At 65.0% G+C, this 16093-nt stretch carries 13 protein-coding genes; 5 read left to right on the forward strand and 8 right to left on the reverse strand.

Translation table 11 applies throughout. The annotated features are described in order from the left end of the window. Positions 1 to 2: 2 nt before the first annotated feature. Positions 3 to 686 (reverse strand): phosphatase domain-containing putative toxin, encoded by a 684-nt coding sequence (locus XM53_RS09370; protein ID WP_057792628.1) that lies wholly within the window; start codon positions 684 to 686, stop codon positions 3 to 5. A gap of 127 nt (positions 687 to 813) precedes the next feature. Here XM53_RS09370 and XM53_RS09375 point away from each other — a divergent pair, with 127 nt between their 5' ends. Further along, entirely contained in the window at positions 814 to 2010 is a 1197-nt protein-coding gene (locus XM53_RS09375; RefSeq protein ID WP_057792629.1) for a pyridoxal-phosphate-dependent aminotransferase family protein, read from the forward strand. Here the strand turns inward: XM53_RS09375 and XM53_RS09380 are convergent. The 3 genes from XM53_RS09380 to XM53_RS09390 all read right to left on the reverse strand — a co-directional run bounded on the left by XM53_RS09380 (position 2007) and on the right by XM53_RS09390 (position 6681). After that, positions 2007 to 2186 (reverse strand): hypothetical protein, encoded by a 180-nt coding sequence (locus tag XM53_RS09380; RefSeq protein ID WP_057792630.1) that lies wholly within the window; start codon positions 2184 to 2186, stop codon positions 2007 to 2009. The two genes, XM53_RS09375 and XM53_RS09380, sit on opposite strands and share 4 nt — an antisense overlap. 42 nt (positions 2187 to 2228) lie before the next feature. Continuing rightward, positions 2229 to 3335: a pyridoxal phosphate-dependent aminotransferase gene (locus tag XM53_RS09385; RefSeq protein WP_057792631.1), complete on the reverse strand. Its 1107-nt coding sequence runs from the start codon at positions 3333 to 3335 to the stop codon at positions 2229 to 2231. Positions 3336 to 3531: 196 nt separating this feature from the next. Next, complete coding sequence (locus XM53_RS09390; protein WP_057792633.1) at positions 3532 to 6681, reverse strand: valine--tRNA ligase; 3150 nt, start codon at positions 6679 to 6681, stop codon at positions 3532 to 3534. A 238-nt stretch (positions 6682 to 6919) separates the two neighbouring features. On the opposite strand from XM53_RS09390, the gene XM53_RS09395 reads away from it, so the two are divergent. Continuing rightward, a complete protein-coding gene (locus XM53_RS09395) occupies positions 6920 to 8530 on the forward strand; it encodes a hypothetical protein (protein ID WP_057792635.1) in 1611 nt (536 codons plus the stop codon). Positions 8531 to 8570: 40 nt separating this feature from the next. On the opposite strand, the gene XM53_RS09400 is transcribed toward XM53_RS09395, so the two are convergent. Continuing rightward, the gene (locus tag XM53_RS09400) at positions 8571 to 9191 is read right to left on the reverse strand and encodes an HD domain-containing protein (RefSeq protein WP_057792637.1); all 621 of its coding nucleotides are present in this window, start codon (positions 9189 to 9191) and stop codon (positions 8571 to 8573) included. 151 nt (positions 9192 to 9342) lie between these two features. Between XM53_RS09400 and XM53_RS09405 the strand changes: the two genes are divergently transcribed. Beyond that, positions 9343 to 10131 (forward strand): inositol monophosphatase family protein, encoded by a 789-nt coding sequence (locus XM53_RS09405; protein ID WP_057792638.1) that lies wholly within the window; start codon positions 9343 to 9345, stop codon positions 10129 to 10131. 6 nt (positions 10132 to 10137) lie between these two features. Here XM53_RS09405 and XM53_RS09410 read toward each other — a convergent pair whose 3' ends face one another. The 3 genes from XM53_RS09410 to putA form a co-directional block, all read right to left on the reverse strand. Continuing rightward, positions 10138 to 10512, reverse strand: a complete 375-nt coding sequence (locus XM53_RS09410) for a GFA family protein (RefSeq protein ID WP_057792641.1) — start codon at positions 10510 to 10512, stop codon at positions 10138 to 10140. Then, positions 10509 to 11255, reverse strand: coding sequence for a rhomboid family intramembrane serine protease (locus tag XM53_RS09415; RefSeq protein WP_057792920.1), 747 nt, complete (start codon positions 11253 to 11255; stop codon positions 10509 to 10511). The genes XM53_RS09410 and XM53_RS09415 overlap by 4 nt, the downstream gene beginning before the upstream one ends. A 196-nt stretch (positions 11256 to 11451) precedes the next feature. Next, a complete protein-coding gene (gene putA, locus XM53_RS09420; RefSeq protein ID WP_057792643.1) occupies positions 11452 to 14898 on the reverse strand; it encodes a bifunctional proline dehydrogenase/L-glutamate gamma-semialdehyde dehydrogenase PutA in 3447 nt (1148 codons plus the stop codon). Positions 14899 to 15021: 123 nt separating this feature from the next. Between putA and XM53_RS09425 the strand changes: the two genes are divergently transcribed. Both XM53_RS09425 and XM53_RS09430 read left to right on the forward strand, forming a co-directional pair. Next, positions 15022 to 15492 carry an Lrp/AsnC family transcriptional regulator gene (locus XM53_RS09425; protein ID WP_057792645.1) on the forward strand — a complete coding sequence of 157 codons (471 nt, stop codon included), beginning with the start codon at positions 15022 to 15024 and terminating at the stop codon, positions 15490 to 15492. A 54-nt stretch (positions 15493 to 15546) separates the two neighbouring features. Continuing rightward, on the forward strand, positions 15547 to 16092 hold the full coding sequence (locus XM53_RS09430) for a tetratricopeptide repeat protein (RefSeq protein ID WP_057792648.1): 546 nt from the start codon (positions 15547 to 15549) through the stop codon (positions 16090 to 16092). Position 16093 lies beyond the last annotated feature (1 nt).

Raw genomic sequence — 16093 nt, forward strand, 5'->3', positions numbered from 1 at the left:
GCTCAGAACCAGGGTTTGTTCTTTGCCTCGTAATCGGCTTGCAGGGCCAAGTGATCGTACTCGGTCTTCAGCCAATCCTCGAACGAGATGGGCGCCTGGGCATTGCGGGCCTCGTAGACGTCGAAGATATGGTCGAGCGTGCCGGTCTTGGAGCGCCGGACATGCAGGTAACGCAGGCCAAGCTGGCGGCGGGCCACGTCGAGCGGCGCGCCTTCGATCACCAGAAGGTAGATGGCCGAGGCGAGCCCGGCACGGTCGGCACCCGATTTGCAGTGCATGACGAATGGCTTTTCCAGCGTGCGGAATGTGTCGATCAGCTTCAAAAGGTCCTCGGCGGGCGGCGCGTGGCGGGCCTGAAGGCTGATGCTGACGAGGTTCAGGCCAAGGGTGCGGCACGTCTCGACCTCGGTGTGGTAATGCGCCGAGGGGTAATCGCCGCGCAGGTTCAGCACCGTGTTGATGCCGTTTTCCTTCATCTTGGCGAAGCGTTTGAGCGTGGGGTGGTTGGATCGGTAGACGCCCGGCGCGACCTGAAAGAAGTTGGTCCAGACGCCGCGCAGGATCTCGTGGTCAAACCACAGGTTGTAGATTCGCGCCCGGCGGCGGTTTTCCGGCGTCGACAGGTCCGTGTTGTAGGAGGCGCGTAAGGCGCGCTCCCAATCGGTGATCCGCTTGATGAACTTCATGAAGGCCCTTCGCCGTCTGCCGTGACGCCCCCATGTAGGGGCAGGCCGCGCCCATGGCAAGCAAGGGCGATTGACGGCGCTGGCGATGCGGCTAAGTTGCACGCAATTCTTGAGATGGAGACGCGTGATGAGTGGTGCCGGCGGACGCCCTTACTTGGCCATTCCCGGCCCTTCGGTCATGCCCGACCGGGTACTGCGGGCGATGAACCGTGCCTCGCCCAATATCTATGCGGGCGAGTTGGTGGACATGATGCCGAAGCTGGTGGCGGACCTGTGCGGCGTGGCGCGCACCAAGGGACATGCGGCGATCTATATCGGCAACGGCCACGCGGCGTGGGAGGCGAGCCTGGCCAACACGGTGCAGCCCGGGGAAAAGGTGCTGGTGCTGGCCACGGGGCGGTTCGGGCATGGCTGGGCCGAGGTGGCCGAGGCACGCGGGATCGAGGTGCAGATGCTGGATTTCGGGCGGCAGGCGCCGGTCGATGCACAGGCCGTCGAGGACGCGCTGCGGGCGGACAAAGCGCATGAAATCAAGGCGGTGCTGGTCACCCACGTGGACACCTCCTCGTCGGTTCTGAACGATGTGGCCGGGGTGCGCGCCACGATGGACGCGGCGGGGCATCCCGCGCTGCTGGCGGCCGATTGCATCGCTTCGCTGGCCTGTGACCGGTTCGAGATGGACGCGTGGGGTGTCGACGTGATGGTCGCGGGCAGCCAGAAGGGGCTGATGACACCGCCGGGGCTGGGGTTCGTTTTTTTCAACGACAAGGCCACGGATGTGCGCCGGACGGTTCCGCGCGTCAGCCGGTATTGGGATTGGGTGCCGCGCACCGAGCCGGAGCTTTTCTACCAGTATTTCGGCGGCACGGCGCCGACGCATCACCTTTACGGTCTGCGCGAAGCCCTTGATATGCTTGCCGAAGAGGGGATCGAGGCGGTCTGGGCCCGGCACGAGCGGCTGGCCCGCGCGGTCTGGGCCGCGTGCGAGACGTGGGGCGCAAAGGGGCCGCTGCGGCTGAATATCGCGGACGCGGCACAGCGCAGCCGGGCAGTGACCTCTCTGGCGATCGGCAAGCCCTTGGGCGAAGAGCTGCGCCAGTGGGTCGAGGCGCATATGGGCGTCACGCTGGGCATCGGGCTGGGGATGCAGACCGAGGACGATCCGCGCAGCACGGGATATTTCCGGATCGGGCACATGGGCCACCTGAACGGTCACGCGCTGTTGGGCGTGCTGGGGGCGGTGGAGGCGGGGCTGAGTGCGCTGAATATCGCGCATGGCGATGGTGCGGTGCAGGCAGCGGCGCAGGTTCTGGCTGCGCCTTAGGCGTTGGAACGACGGAATCGCGTGATCAGCAGATTCAGCCCGTAGCCCACCGCCATCACCACCGGCAGGCCGAACATGATCCACAAGGCCATGAAAATCCAAAGCAAATTGACCAGCCCCATTATCAATGCGGCATTGGTGTAATTCGGTGCTTCGGGCATCTGGCGGCGTTGCATGACACCGATAGTAATACGCCCAAGGGGTCTGTCAGCTAATTTCTATGCCCGCGCGGCGGCAAGCGCCTGGGGGAGCGCAGATTCAAGCAGATCGAGGTCTTGCGGGCGGCCGCAGCTGATGCGGATGCAGCGGTTCAGAGGGGCAACGCCTGGCATACGCACGAAAAGGTCGCGTGCGATCAGTTCGTTCAGGACGGCGCGGGCAAAATCGCCGTCCCGGCCGCAATCGACAGCGACGAAATTGGCCGCGGACGGCAGGCTGTGCAGGCCATTGGCGGCGGCGATTTGGGCAATGCGGTCGCGGGCCTCGGCCATGCGATGGATCGTTTGTTGAAGCCAGTCTTCGTCCTGAAGGGCGGCCAGGGCACCGGCCTGGGCCACGCGGTTGACGCCGAAATGGTTGCGGATCTTGTCGAAGCTCTGGATCAGGTCGGGCGCACCCATTGCATAGGCGATGCGGGCGCCCGCAATGCCGTAAGCCTTTGAAAAGGTGCGCATTCGGATGACGCGCGGGTCGTCTATGGGTATCTCCGGCGCGGTGCCGTCGGGGGCGAATTCGATATAGGCCTCGTCCAGCATCAAAAGGCAGCCGTGGGGCAGATCGTCAAGCGCGGCGCGGATTTTTGACCCGTCGTGCCAGGTGCCCATCGGGTTGTCGGGGTTGGCGAGGTAGACGAGTTTCGCGCCAACCTCTTTCGCTTTGGTTAAGAGCGCGGCCGGATCCTCGTGGTCGTCCTTGTACGGCACCTTGTGCAGCTCTCCGCCGAACCCCGCCACGTGGTAGTTGAAGGTGGGATAGGCACCGTCAGAGGTGACGACGGAATCGCCGGGCTCGATCAGCAGGCGGACGAGATACCCCAGAAGGCCGTCAATCCCTTCGCCCACAACGATATTTTCAGCGTCCACATTGTGATGTACGGCCAGGGCGTGGCGCAGATCGTGGCTGGTGGCGTCGCTGTATTTCCAGATGTCGCCTACCGCCTCCTGCATCGCCGAGATGGCCTTGGGCGAAGGGCCGAAGACGTTCTCGTTGGCGCCGAGGCGGGCGGCAAAAGCCTTGCCAGTTTCGCGCTCGCGGACCTCGGGGCCGACGAAGGGCACGGAGGCGGGCAGGGCGCGGACGATATCGGTATAGCGTGGGCCGGTCATGCGGAGAGGTAACGTCAAAGCCGGACCGGGTGCAAGGCGAAGGGTGTAATGGTTACCGGTGAAACCGCGTGTCGGTATCGCGTCGGTATTCCAGTGGCACGGCGTCGGTGTCGGGCGTCAATGCCTGGAAAGGTTAACGCCACGCCCGGGGTGGACGTGGCGTCATGAGTATTTTTGGAACAATGAAAGTGCGGGGTCAGCCCAGTTCGGCCAGACGGTCGAGGGCGGCGCGCAGCTTGCTCTCTTCCTCTTCCCGGGCGGCGAGGTTCTCGCGGGCTTCCTCGACCACCTCTTCGGGGGCGCTTTCGACGAACTTGGGGTTGTTCAGTCGGCCGCGCAGGCCGCCCAGTTCCTTTTCCAGCTTACCCAGGGTTTTTTCCAACCGGGCCTTTTCCTCGGCCACGTCGATGACGTCGGCCAGCGGCAGGCCGAAGCTGGCGCCCTCGGCGGGGATGGTGATGCAACCCTTGGGGAAGCTTTCGACCACTTCGAGGTTCTCGATCCGGGCAAGGCGCTTGATCATGGTGGCATTGTTGTCCCAAGCAAGACGCGCGGATTTGGAGAACTCGGTGACGAGGAGTGGCGTGTAGAGACCGACGGGCACATGCACCTGCGCGCGCGCGGAGCGGACGGAGTCGATCAGGGCGATGACCCAGTTCATCTCGGCGTCCGCCTCTGCGTCGATCAACTCGTCGCCGTAGGTGGGCCAGTCGGCGTGGATCAGCATCCCGTCGCGGCTGGCAAGCGTGCCCCAGAGCTCTTCGGTGATGAAGGGCATGATGGGGTGAAGCAGGATCAGGCACTGGTCGATGACCCAGGCCATGGTGTCCTGCGTTTCCGTTTTCACGTCGCCTTCGCCGTCGAGCAGAAGCGGCTTGGAGAACTCCACGTACCAGTCGCAGACCGTGCCCCAGACAAAGGCGTAGAGCGTATTGGCGGCATCGTTGAAGCGGTATTGCGAAAGTGCCGTATCGACGAGCGCCTTGGTCTTCGCGGTTTCGCCGAGAATCCAACGGTTTACGGTCTGCTTTGGTTGCGGAATCACGCCGGCGCTGCCGACCGCCTCGTTCATTTCGGCGAAACGGGCGGCGTTCCAGAGCTTGGTGCCGAAATTCCTATATCCTGCAATGCGTTGCGGCGACAACTTCAGGTCACGGCCCATGGCGGCCATGGCCGTGAGCGTAAAGCGGACGGCATCCGCGCCGTAGTCGTCGATCAGTTCCAGCGGGTCGAGCACGTTGCCGAGCGACTTGGACATCTTCTTGCCCTTCTCGTCGCGCACCAGCGCGTGGACATAGACATCCGAGAACGGCTTTTCGCCGACGACGGCATATTGCATCATCATCATCCGGGCGACCCAGAAGAAGATGATGTCAAAGCCGGTAACCAAGACGCTGGTGGGAAAGTATTTTTCCAGCTCGGGGGTCTTTTCGGGCCAGCCCAGCGTGCCGATGGGCCAGAGACCGGACGAGAACCAGGTGTCGAGCACGTCGGGATCGCGCCAGACCGGGTAGACAAGATGTGTGGGATCCTGGCTGGCGGTGTAGTCGGCAAGGCTGGAGGCGAGCTTGTGCAGGGCATCCTCGCGGTCCTTGGCCTCGACCACGGTCATGGATTGCAGGGGCGTGGGCAGGTCGGTGAGCTGTGCCGCGAAGGCTTGTGCGGTAGCCTCGAAGTCATGGCCGCATTCCATCAGCGGCGCGAAGTGGCTTTCGTTGAGAACGTCAAGCATTTCAACAAGATCGAGCGCGCCGTCGCCTTCGTCATCGCGGAACTCGGGCGCGCTGAGGTCGAAGCCGTACCAGACCGGAATCTGGTGCCCCCACCACAGCTGGCGCGAGATGCACCAGGGCTCGATATTCTCCAGCCAGTTGAAATAGACCTTGCGGTCCTGCTCGGGCAGGATGGTGACCTCGCCTGACTTGACCGCCTCAATGGCGGGGCCGACGATCTTGTCGGTGGCCACGAACCATTGATCGGTCAGCATCGGTTCGATCACGACCTTCGAGCGGTCGCCGAAGGGCTGCATGATGGGTTTCGATTCAACGAGTGGGAGGTAGGCCGGGGTTGACCCCGGCTCGGCGCCGTCCTCGGGGGCCGGGGTGAACCCCGGCCTACTATTGTCCTCGTGTTGGACGGGGACCATGACCGCCAAACCCTCGTCGGTGATCTGCTGGACGACCTTCTCGCGCGCCTCGAACCGGTCGAGCCCCCGCAGGTCGTCGGGAACAAGGTTGATCGTGTCGGCCTCGGTCTCGGTCAGCGTGCGCTCGCCCTTGGCCACGGCCATGGCGATCTCGGCCATCTTGGCGTATGGCGCGCCGTCGTTGCGCATCGCACCGCGCGTGTCCATGAGGCGATACATGGGGATGCCGCCGCGCTGCGCCACGGCGTAGTCGTTGAAGTCATGCGCGCCGGTGATCTTGACCGCGCCCGAGCCGAAATTCGGGTCTGGGTAGTCGTCGGTGATGATCGGAATGAGGCGACGGTGTTCTTTTGGGCCGACGGGAATTTCGCAGAGTTTTCCAACGATTGGCGCGTACCTTTCATCCGACGGATGAACCGCGACCGCGCCGTCGCCCAGCATGGTCTCGGGACGCGTGGTGGCGATAGAGATATAGTCGCGCTCTTCCTCCAGCACGACATTTCCATCCTCGTCCCGCTCGACATAGGTGTAGGTTGCACCTCCCGCCAGCGGGTACTTGAAGTGCCACATGTGGCCTGCCGTCTCGATGTTCTCGACCTCGAGATCGGAAATGGCGGTCTCGAAATGCGGGTCCCAGTTGACCAGGCGCTTGCCGCGATAGATCAGGCCTTTCTCAAACATGTCCACGAAGACCTTGATGACGGCGTCGTGGAAATTGCCCTCTTCGCCCTCGGGGGCGGAGGGTGCGCCGGACATGGTGAAGGCCTCGCGCGACCAGTCGCAGGAGGCGCCGAGGCGCTTGAGCTGGCCGATGATTGTGCCGCGCGACTTGATCTTTTGCTGCCAGACGCGTTTTTCGAACTCTTCGCGGCCCATCTCAACGCGCGTGGGCTCGCCATTCGCGGCCATGTCGCGTTCGGTCACCATTTGCGTGGCGATGCCGGCGTGGTCGGTGCCGGGCTGCCAGAGCGTGTCGAAGCCGCGCATCCGGTGCCAGCGGATCAGGATATCCTGCAACGTGTTGTTGAACGCATGGCCCATATGCAGGCTGCCCGTCACGTTGGGCGGCGGGATCATGATGGAATAGGGCTGGGCGCCGGGCTTGGCGTTGGCGCCGGCCTTGAAGGCGCCACTGTCTTCCCAGGCGGACGAGAGGCGCGGTTCGGCCTCGGCTGCGTTGAAGGTCTTTTCCATCGCCATGATGCGGGTCCCGTGCTTGGAAAATGTAGTCTTGGCCGGAATACCCAAATGGCAGGGCGAGGGAAAGACGCGGGCGTTATTTTCTTGGGGCGCGGCGCGGCGCGGTGCAGCGGAACAATTTAAAGGTAAACAAAAAAATCAAAATAAACCTTAGCGGGAATCGCGGACTTACGTAAGGTAAGCCCATTGGGTGCGAGTGACCGACAGGTTTATTTCAAGCAAACGAAGGGTTTTTCAGATGATGATATCGAGATTCACCGGACGGGCCGCCATTCTGGCCGGCGTTGCGGGACTGGCGGCGCTGCCGGTTCAGGCGCAGGACGGGCCGAACGGGCTGCAAAAGTTCATGCTGTATCGCAGTTTCGTGCAGGATGCGGACACCTGCGCGGTGGAGGTGACGGACGGCACGGCCGCAATCGCCGGGATCAACGCGGTGTCGGGGGCGGCGACCTGTCCGGATGCCTTTGCCTGGGCGCAGCTGGTCAACGCGGTGGCCGCGGAATTTTGGACCTGGGGGATCGACCAGACGATCTGGCCCGAGAGCCCGCTGCCACTGTGCAGCGCGGAGGTGACCAGCAATTGCTGTGATCCCGACGCGGCGCCGGTGCAAGGCGATCAGCCGACGCAGTGCCCGGTTTTCAGGGCGGATTACGACCCCATCAGTCCGCTGCCCGCGACGCCCAACGGCAAGCCGGCACAGGGGGTGATCAATCACCGGGGCCTTGTGCCCGCCGACGAGATCGACCCCGGGCGACTCTTGCGGGATCTGGAGCTGGAGCTGGTGTTCCGCAACAAGTCGATGACCGACTACATCTATCGAAACGACCTTTATTCCCGCGAGGGGCTGGGCGCACGCAACCGGGCGCAGAACGCGGCGATCAAGGCGGGTGACATCGCGGGCGCACATGCACTGGAGGTGCGATTCCCGATCGACGCGGTGATGGTGAAGGTGGATTTCCTGCATCAGGATATACTGATGGACCAGGGGCTTATCCAGGATATCGACGGCAGCGACGTGCCCAACAACCCCGATTATCCTTATCTGACCGTCTATCTGGACGGCGATGGCGGGGAGGAGCAGGTGCCGGGCTATTACTACATGCTGGCGATGACGAACGCGTCGAAGGACCTGCCAACGTGGCACTGGTACGCGGTGGAGCATGTCGCCAACCAAGGGCGTTGTGACTATATCGGGTGCAATGACAGTTTCGGCTATGCCGTGAACCCGACGGCGCAGGAGGGCGCGAATTTCGGCACCGGATTCATCCCGCCGAAGATCGAGCTGAACGACGACAAGGTGACGGGGAATGACCCTCTGTTCGTCAGTGGCGAGGTTTATGACCCTGCCGAGACGGGCGAGGAAAGCACGGCCGAGTTGCAGGCGCTGTTCCAGGAGATGGGCATCGCCACCGCGGCCACAGATCCGGACCCGCGGGTGATCAGCGCCGAGGATCCGGCGTGGGCGAATTACCGTCTGAAGGGCACCCAGACCACGTTCACCACGGCCACGGGCATCCCCACGGGCATGGGTGCCACGATCACCGAGGGCGGGTTCGTCAACTCGGCCAGCTGCACGACCTGTCATTCGCAGGCGGCGGCGGACGCGGACGGCACTTCGACCCTCGCCGGGGTGGGATCGGGCTGGCGGCCCAACCTGATGGGCTATCAGCAGGTCGAGATGGGCGCACCCAATCCCAGTTGGTTTTATGGCGTGGGCGGGCCCACGGTCACGGCGACGCAGATCGATTTCATCTGGGGCATCCTGAATGCCGCCTGCCAGGACCCGGCGGGCAGCCACGGGACCTGCACCAGCTATCCTGACGCGCCGACGATCGTATCGGCGGACTAGCCCGCCAAGGTCGCGCCCCGGGTGACGGGGCGCGGCGGTTTCAGCCGCGTTCGGCGGCTATGCCCGGATTGACCAGCGGTTCGCGCGCGCCTGGGCGGATGACATCCGGGTCATAGGGCGTGCGGGCGAAGACCTCTTCGACCATGGGCGCGAAGAACTCCAATGGCAGGGTGTCATAGCCTGGGTCGAACGAGGCCTGGTCCCAGCGTTCGCAGAATTCGGCGCAGTCTTCGAAATAGGCGTGGCCGGCGTGGCGGTCGCGCTTGTTCGGGTCGGCCCCGTCGAGGTGGTGGCCGTAGTAGAGCATCTGGAAATCGCCGTGGGTCGCGACGCACCAGGTGACCTGTTCGCGCACGAAGGGTTTCAGGATCGTGGCCGCGTATTCGTCGTGATTGTAGGGCGCGTAGATGTCGCCGATATCGTGCAGGAGCGCGCCCACGACCCAGTCGGTATCCGCGCCGTCGCACCAGGCGCGGGTGGCCGATTGCAGGGAATGCCCGAGACGCGTGATCTGGTAGCCCGAGAGGCCTTCGTCCAGCTCGACCAGCGCCTTTAGCAGGCGTTTGGCGGTGTGTTTCGTGTGGTCGATTTCGTGGGCGGTCAGGAATTCGTAATCTTCCTTCGTGCCGTCCTTCATCTGGGTGAAGCTGACCTTGTCCATGGCGCCGACTCCTATTGCGGGTTTCGGAGCCAGCCTAGGGGCAGGGCGGCCGGGTGGAAAGGGGGCGTCGCCGTGCGGGCGTTTGCGGCCTCTTGCGGTGCGCGACCGGCGCGCGTATACGCGCGGCCTGACCCCAAAGGAGCCCCGTGACATGCCTGGCAGTGCCAATCTCAACATCATGCTGAAAGCCGCGCGCAAGGCGGGGCGGTCGCTGGTCAAGGATTTCCGCGAGGTCGAGAACCTTCAGGTCAGCATGAAGGGCGCGGGCGATTTCGTCAGCCGCGCCGACATCGCGGCCGAGGCGATCCTGAAGGAAGAGCTGATGGGCGCGCGGCCCACCTATGGTTGGCTGGCCGAGGAAGGCGGCGGCGAAGAAGGCAAGGACCCGACGCGGCGCTGGATCGTCGATCCGCTGGACGGGACGACGAATTTCCTGCACGGGCTGCCGCATTGGTGCGTCTCGATCGCGCTGGAGCACAAGGGGCAGGTCGTGGCGGGCGTGATTTTCGACGCCGCGAAAGACGAGATGTTCCTGGCCGAGAAGGGTGAGGGCGCGTTCATCAACGAAAAGCGCCTGCGGGTGTCGGGGCGCAGCAAGATGATCGAGTCGATCTTTGCCACCGGCGTGCCCTTCGGTGGGCGCGGCGACCTGCCGGCGACGTTGCAGGACCTGGCGCGGCTGATGCCGACCTGCGCGGGCGTGCGGCGATGGGGGTCTGCGGCGCTGGACATGGCCTATGTGGCGGCGGGCCGCTACGAGGGGTTCTGGGAGCGCAAGCTGAACGCCTGGGATATCGCGGCGGGTGTGATCATCGTGAAAGAGGCCGGCGGGTTCGTCGAGTCGCTGACACCGGGCGCCGAGTTGCTGGAGCGGGGCGACGTGGTGTGCGCCAACGAGGCGATTTTCGACAAGTTCGCGGGGATCATCCGGAACACCTGAGGCCGGTCAGCCCGGTTTCGCATCGGAGGGGTGGTTGACGCCGTCGTTCCATGGGATCGGCTCGTGTTCGGCGGGGTTCTGGCCGTCGATGCAGCCCAGGTTCACGCCGTATTCATTGGGGTCCGAGCGGCGCTGGTGGTGGGTATAAATCCCGCAGGTCTTGCAGAAATAGTGTTGTGCCGTGCCGGTGCCCCAGGTGTAGAGCGTCAGGTTGTCGGCGCCATCGGTGATGGTCAGGCGTTCGAGCGGGACGCTGATATTGGGGGCCGCGCGGCGGCGGCAGAAGGAACAGGTGCAGCGCATCGCGCCCTCGATGGGGCCGTCGATATCGACCGTGAAGCGCACGGCGCCGCAATGGCAGCTGGCATTGTGCAGGGTCATTTGCGCGTGACCTTGGGGATATTCGTGCGGCTGAGCTTGTATTTCGCCTCGGGGTGGGGCGGATGGCCCTCGGTGCGGTCCCAATAGGCGGGGCCGCCCCGGCGCAAAAAGAGCGGCAGCGTGAGGGCGAGCCCGGCGACGAAGCCGCCGGCATGGGCCCAGTAGGCCACGCCGCCATCGTCGGCGCTGCTGCCCGCGCCGCCGAATAGCTGGAAGATGAACCACAGGCCCAGCATGATCCAGGCCGGGACCGAGATGATGCGGATGATGAACACCAGGAAGATGAAGATGTCGATCTTGGCCTTGGGAAAGAGGAGCAGGTAGCCGCCCATCACACCCGCGATGGCCCCCGAGGCGCCGACCGTGGGCACCTGGCTGAGCGGGGCCGAGACAAGCTGTGCCCCGCTGGCGGCAAGCCCGCAGGCGAGGTAGAAGAGGAGGTAGCCGATATGGCCGAACTCCTCTTCCATGTTGTCGCCGAAGATCCACAGGAAAAGCATGTTGCCCGCGAGGTGCATCCAGCCGCCATGCAGGAAGGTGGAGGTGATGAGCGTGCTGTAGGTGCCTTCGGCGGTGACCAATGCCGGGACCATGGCCCAGTCGTAATAGAACGCCATCAGTGCACGCGGATCGCTCGAGAGCCCCGGAAAGTAGCTGAGGAAGATGCCGATATTGAGCGCCATCAGCCCGTAGGTGACGAATGGGGTGCGCCCCGAGGGGTTATGGTCGCGGATCGGGATCATGGGCGCAAAGTGGCCGCGCGCCGCGAGACAGTCAAGCGGGCGCGTGAGGTGGGGCGGGCAGAATTTGCGCAAATTCTGTTTTGGAAAATGCGTATTTTCCAGGCCATTTTCTGCGCAGAAAATGGGCGGGATGGCGGGTGGTGGTGTGCCGCCCCCCGGACCGCGCCTGCTGGCGGCCCGGGAGGAGCTGTCCGTGTCAGGCGACGCCGCCCAGCAGGGCCGCGTTGCCGCCCGCCGCCGTCGTATCCACGCAGACGTGGCGTTCGCCCATGACGTGGCCGGTATCGGGCAGGCCGGTGATCAGCGGCAGGATCGGGCCTTTGCGCTGGCTGAGGGCCTTGGCATAGGCGCGGGCCGTGTCGGCATCGCCCCACCAGAGCGCGCCCGAGAAGCCAGAAAGCGTGGTGAGGGCGTCCGGCTCGACTTGGCCGGTGGTGCGCAGGGCGCGGCCACCCAGAGCCTCGACCGCCTTGGCCTGCGCCTCGGCCATGTCCGTGGTCGGACCAAGGCAGAGCAGCGGCGGGCGGGCATGGGCCGTCAGGCGGTTCGACTCGCCGGTGGGGCCGGGCAGCACGAGGGCCTCGACCGGCTGGGGCGTGTGGTTTTTGGCGGTCTTGTCGAGCGCCGATTGGACCGCCTTGGCGTCCATCGTGCTGTCCCAGGTGGCATCCGTCTGCTCGGCGGGGCGGGACGTGTAGCGGGCGAGGTAGTTGGGGCCGCCCGCCTTGGGGCCGGTTCCGGAAAGCCCTTCGCCGCCAAAGGGTTGGGAGCCGACGATGGCGCCGATCTGGTTGCGGTTGACGTAGATGTTGCCCGCGTGCACCGCCTCGGTCACGTGCTGGACGCGGTCGTCGATGCGGGTCATCAGGCCGAAGGTCAGGCCATAGCCGGTGCCGTTGATGGCGTCGATCACGCGGTCGAGGTCGCGCGACTTGAAGGTGGCCATGTGCAGGACGGGGCCGAAGATCTCGCGCTGCATGTCCTCGATGCCGTTCACCTTGATTAGCGTGGGCGCGATGAAGCAGCCGGAGTTGGGCGAGGGGATCTCGTGGATCAGGCGACCGTCGGCGCGGGCCTTTTCGATGTGATCGGCGATGCCTTGCCGCGCCTCTTCGTCGATGACCGGGCCCACGTCGGTGGACAGAGACCACGGTTTGCCCATGGAAAGCGCGTCCATCGCGCCGGTGAGCATTTCCGTAAAGCCCTCGGCTACGTCCTCTTGCACGTAGAGGCAGCGCAAGGCCGAGCAGCGCTGGCCCGCCGATTGAAAGGCGGATTCGACGATGGCCTGCACGGCCTGTTCGGGCAGCGCGGTGGAATCGACGATCATGGCGTTGAGCCCGCCGGTTTCGGCGATGAGCGGCGCGCCGGGGGCGAGGTTCTCGGCCATGGTGGCGCGGATCTTGTGCGCGGTCTCAGTGGAGCCGGTGAAGGCCACGCCGCCGACGCGGGCGTCGGAGGTGAGCGCGGCGCCCACGTCGCCCGCGCCGGGCAGGAGTTGCAGGGCGGTTTTCGGCACGCCGGCCTTGTGCATCAGCGAGATGGCGTAATGGGCGATCAGGGGTGTTTGCTCTGCCGGTTTGGCGAGCACGGCGTTGCCGGCGGCGAGGGCCGCGCTGATCTGGCCGGTGAAGATGGCCAGCGGAAAGTTCCACGGGCTGATGCAGGTGAAGATGCCCACGGGCGGGTCCTGCGGCGCGTTGGCGGCGTAGTAGCGCAGGAAATCCACCGCCTCGCGCAGTTCGGCCACGGCGTCCATCGGGGTCTTGCCGGCCTCGCGTGCGAGGATGGCGAATATCTCGCCGAAGTTTTCCTCGTAGAGGTCGGCGGCGGCGTTGAGGATGCGCGCGCGCTCCTCGATCGAGGCGTCCCAAGGCGCGGTGGCGGACAGGGCGGTTTCGATGTCCTTCTTGCTGGCCGTGGCCACGGTGCCGGGGCTGTCGGACGGGTCGGCCGGGTTCGACACCGCTTCGGCCTCTTCGGGGGCGGCTGTGCCCGCGATCAGCGGTGCGGCTTCCCACGTAGCGTTGGCGAAGGGGCCGCGCGCGGCCTCGATCACGTCGAGCGTCGGCTGGTGCTTGAGGTCGAAGCCCTTGGAATTGGGGCGTTCGGGCAGGAAGAGTTCCGGCCCGGTGGGCAGTTGCGGGCGGTCGTCCTTATACGCCTCGAACGGGTCGCGGGCGACGGTTTCGGGGGCGACATCCTCGTCCACGATCTGGTTGACGAAGCTGGAGTTGGCGCCGTTTTCCAGAAGGCGGCGCACCAGATAGGCCAAGAGGTCGCGGTGGGCGCCGACGGGGGCGTAGATGCGGCAGTTGGTGCCGTGCTCTTTCATGACGATGTTGTGCAGCGCCTCGCCCATGCCGTGCAGGCGCTGGAACTCGAAGGTCTCGGTGCCCTTGTCCATCTCGCGCGCCATGTCGAGGATGGCGGCCACGGTGTGCGCGTTATGCGTGGCGAATTGCGGGTAGATGTGATCGGTCATCGACAGGAGCTTGCGCGCGTTGGCGATGTAGGAAATGTCGGTCGCGGGTTTCGAGGTGAAGACCGGGAAGCCGTCGATGCCTTCGACCTGGGCCTGCTTGATCTCGGTGTCCCAGTAGGCGCCTTTCACCAGGCGGACCATGATGCGGCGATTCAGCTTTTGCGCGAGATCGTGCAGGTAGTCGAGCACGTGGGAAGCGCGCTGGCCATAGGCCTGCACCACGACGCCGAAGCCGTCCCATCCGGCCAGGGAGGGCTCGGAGAGCGTGGCCTCGATCACCTCGAGCGAGAGCGACAGGCGGTCGGCCTCTTCGGCGTCGATGTTGAGGCCCATGCGGGCGGATTTCGCGAGTATGGCGAGCGAGCGCAGGCGGGGCATGAGCACGTCCATGACCTGATGCTGCTGCGCGACCTCGTAGCGGGGGTGGAGCGCGGAGAGCTTGACCGAGATACCGGGGTTCTTGCGGATGTCCTTGTGCGTGCAGGCGTTGGAAATGGCGCTGATCGCGCGGGAATAGGCCAGGTGATAGCGGATGGCATCGGCATCGGTGCGCGCGGCCTCGCCCAGCATGTCGTAGGAGTAGGTGTAGCCCTTCTTTTCCATTTTCGCGGCGCGGTCCATGGCGGCGTCGATGGTCTCCCCCAGCACGAATTGCCGGCCCATCTCGCGCATGGCGCGGCCGACGGCGGTGCGGATGACAGGCTCGCCCAGGCGGCGGATGGCGCCGCGCAGGTGGCCGACGGGGCCGGGGTTTTCGTCCTTCAGCACCTTGCCGGTCAGCATCAAGGCCCAGGTGGAGGCGTTGACCAGCGGCGAGGTGGAGTGGCCCATGTGCTTGCCCCAGTCCGAGGGCGCGATCTTGTCCTCGATCAGCGCGTCGATCGTGTCGGCGTCGGGGACGCGCAGCAGCGCCTCGGCCAGGCACATGAGCGCGATGCCCTCGTCGGTGGAGAGGCCGTATTCGGCCAGGAAAACCTCCATCAGCCCGGGGTCCGACTGGTTGCGGATGCGGCGCACCAGGTCGGCGCCGGATTTCGAGATGCGCACGCGGTCCTCTTCCGTGAGGCCCGCCACCTCGGTCAGGCGGGCGACGGTTTCGGCCTCTTCGGCATAGGTGGTCTGGTCGATCACACGGCGCAGGTCGGAATCGTAGGGCATTGCGGTCCTCTTGCTGGGGGATGGCGGTTTGGACTAGTGTACCACTGTATATATGATCTGATTTCCCGATTGGTGTCATTTCGCGGGATAATGAGACGGTAATTCGGCGGGGAGACAAGTCAAATGGATGCAAGCGAGCTGGATCAGTTCGACAAGGCGATTCTGCGCGTGCTGGTGGCCGAAGGCCGGATCAGCATCACCGAGCTGGCCGGGCGGATCGGCCTGTCGAAATCACCCACACAGGCCAGGCTGCGCAAGCTGGAACGCGAGGGCGTGATTTCGGGCTACCGGGCGCTGGTGGATCCGATCCGGCTGGGGCTGGACCATGTGAGTTTCGTCGAGGTCAGCCTGACCGATACGCGGGAAAGCGCGCTGGCGGAGTTCAACGCGGCGGTGAAGCGAATCCCGGAGATCGAGCAGGTGCACCTGATTGCCGGGAATTTCGATTACCTGATGAAGATCCGCACGCAGGACATGCAGGATTACCGCCGGGTGCTGGCCGAGCAGATCAGCACCTTGCCGCATGTGTCGAAGACCTCGACCTATGTGGCGATGGAGGCGGTGAAGGAGAACGCGCTGTCCGAGGTGTTCTGAGCGGGGCGCATTTGCCCGTTGATTTCGGCGGCTCGCGGCGCATCATTGATGTCCATGAGACATTTGCTGATTGCCTGCGTGCTGGCCGGCCCGGCCTGGGCCGGGACCTGCCCTGACGCGCCCGACCACGCCGAGGCATTGTCGCGCCTGATCGAGGCGGCGCAGGCCGCGCCGGATGAGGCGGCGGGGCGGGCGCTGTCGGACGAGATGTGGGCGCTGTGGGCCGAGGCGCCGGACGCCAAGGCGCAAAGATTGCTGGACGACGCGATGGCGCGGCGCGAGTCGTATGATTACGATGCGGCGATGGCGGCGGCGGAAGCCTTGGTGGCGTATTGCCCGGACTATGCTGAAGGGTACAATCAGCGGGCGTTCATCCATTTCCTGAGAGAGGAGTTCGAGGCGGCGCTGCCCGATCTGGAGCGGACGCTGGAGTTGCAGCCGCAGCACGTGGCGGCGCGGACAGGGCAGGCGCTGACCCTGCACGCGCTGGGACGCAACGGAGAAGCGGCGCTGGCGCTGCGCGCGGCGCTAGCGCTGAACCCGTGGCTGGGCGAGCGGCACCTCTTGCCGGTGCTGGAGCAGAGCGAAGAGGAGTTGTGAT

Origin of the sequence: Roseovarius atlanticus (assembly GCF_001441615.1) — a bacterium.
GTDB lineage: Bacteria > Pseudomonadota > Alphaproteobacteria > Rhodobacterales > Rhodobacteraceae > Roseovarius > Roseovarius atlanticus.

Coding starts and splice junctions, on each gene's coding strand:
- XM53_RS09370 (WP_057792628.1), bottom strand. CDS start 686: ATGAAGTTCATCAAGCGGATCACCGATTGGGAGCGCGCCTTACGCGCC.
- XM53_RS09375 (WP_057792629.1), top strand. CDS start 814: ATGAGTGGTGCCGGCGGACGCCCTTACTTGGCCATTCCCGGCCCTTCG.
- XM53_RS09380 (WP_057792630.1), bottom strand. CDS start 2,186: ATGCAACGCCGCCAGATGCCCGAAGCACCGAATTACACCAATGCCGCA.
- XM53_RS09385 (WP_057792631.1), bottom strand. CDS start 3,335: ATGACCGGCCCACGCTATACCGATATCGTCCGCGCCCTGCCCGCCTCC.
- XM53_RS09390 (WP_057792633.1), bottom strand. CDS start 6,681: ATGGCGATGGAAAAGACCTTCAACGCAGCCGAGGCCGAACCGCGCCTC.
- XM53_RS09395 (WP_057792635.1), top strand. CDS start 6,920: ATGATGATATCGAGATTCACCGGACGGGCCGCCATTCTGGCCGGCGTT.
- XM53_RS09400 (WP_057792637.1), bottom strand. CDS start 9,191: ATGGACAAGGTCAGCTTCACCCAGATGAAGGACGGCACGAAGGAAGAT.
- XM53_RS09405 (WP_057792638.1), top strand. CDS start 9,343: ATGCCTGGCAGTGCCAATCTCAACATCATGCTGAAAGCCGCGCGCAAG.
- XM53_RS09410 (WP_057792641.1), bottom strand. CDS start 10,512: ATGACCCTGCACAATGCCAGCTGCCATTGCGGCGCCGTGCGCTTCACG.
- XM53_RS09415 (WP_057792920.1), bottom strand. CDS start 11,255: ATGATCCCGATCCGCGACCATAACCCCTCGGGGCGCACCCCATTCGTC.
- putA (WP_057792643.1), bottom strand. CDS start 14,898: ATGCCCTACGATTCCGACCTGCGCCGTGTGATCGACCAGACCACCTAT.
- XM53_RS09425 (WP_057792645.1), top strand. CDS start 15,022: ATGGATGCAAGCGAGCTGGATCAGTTCGACAAGGCGATTCTGCGCGTG.
- XM53_RS09430 (WP_057792648.1), top strand. CDS start 15,547: ATGAGACATTTGCTGATTGCCTGCGTGCTGGCCGGCCCGGCCTGGGCC.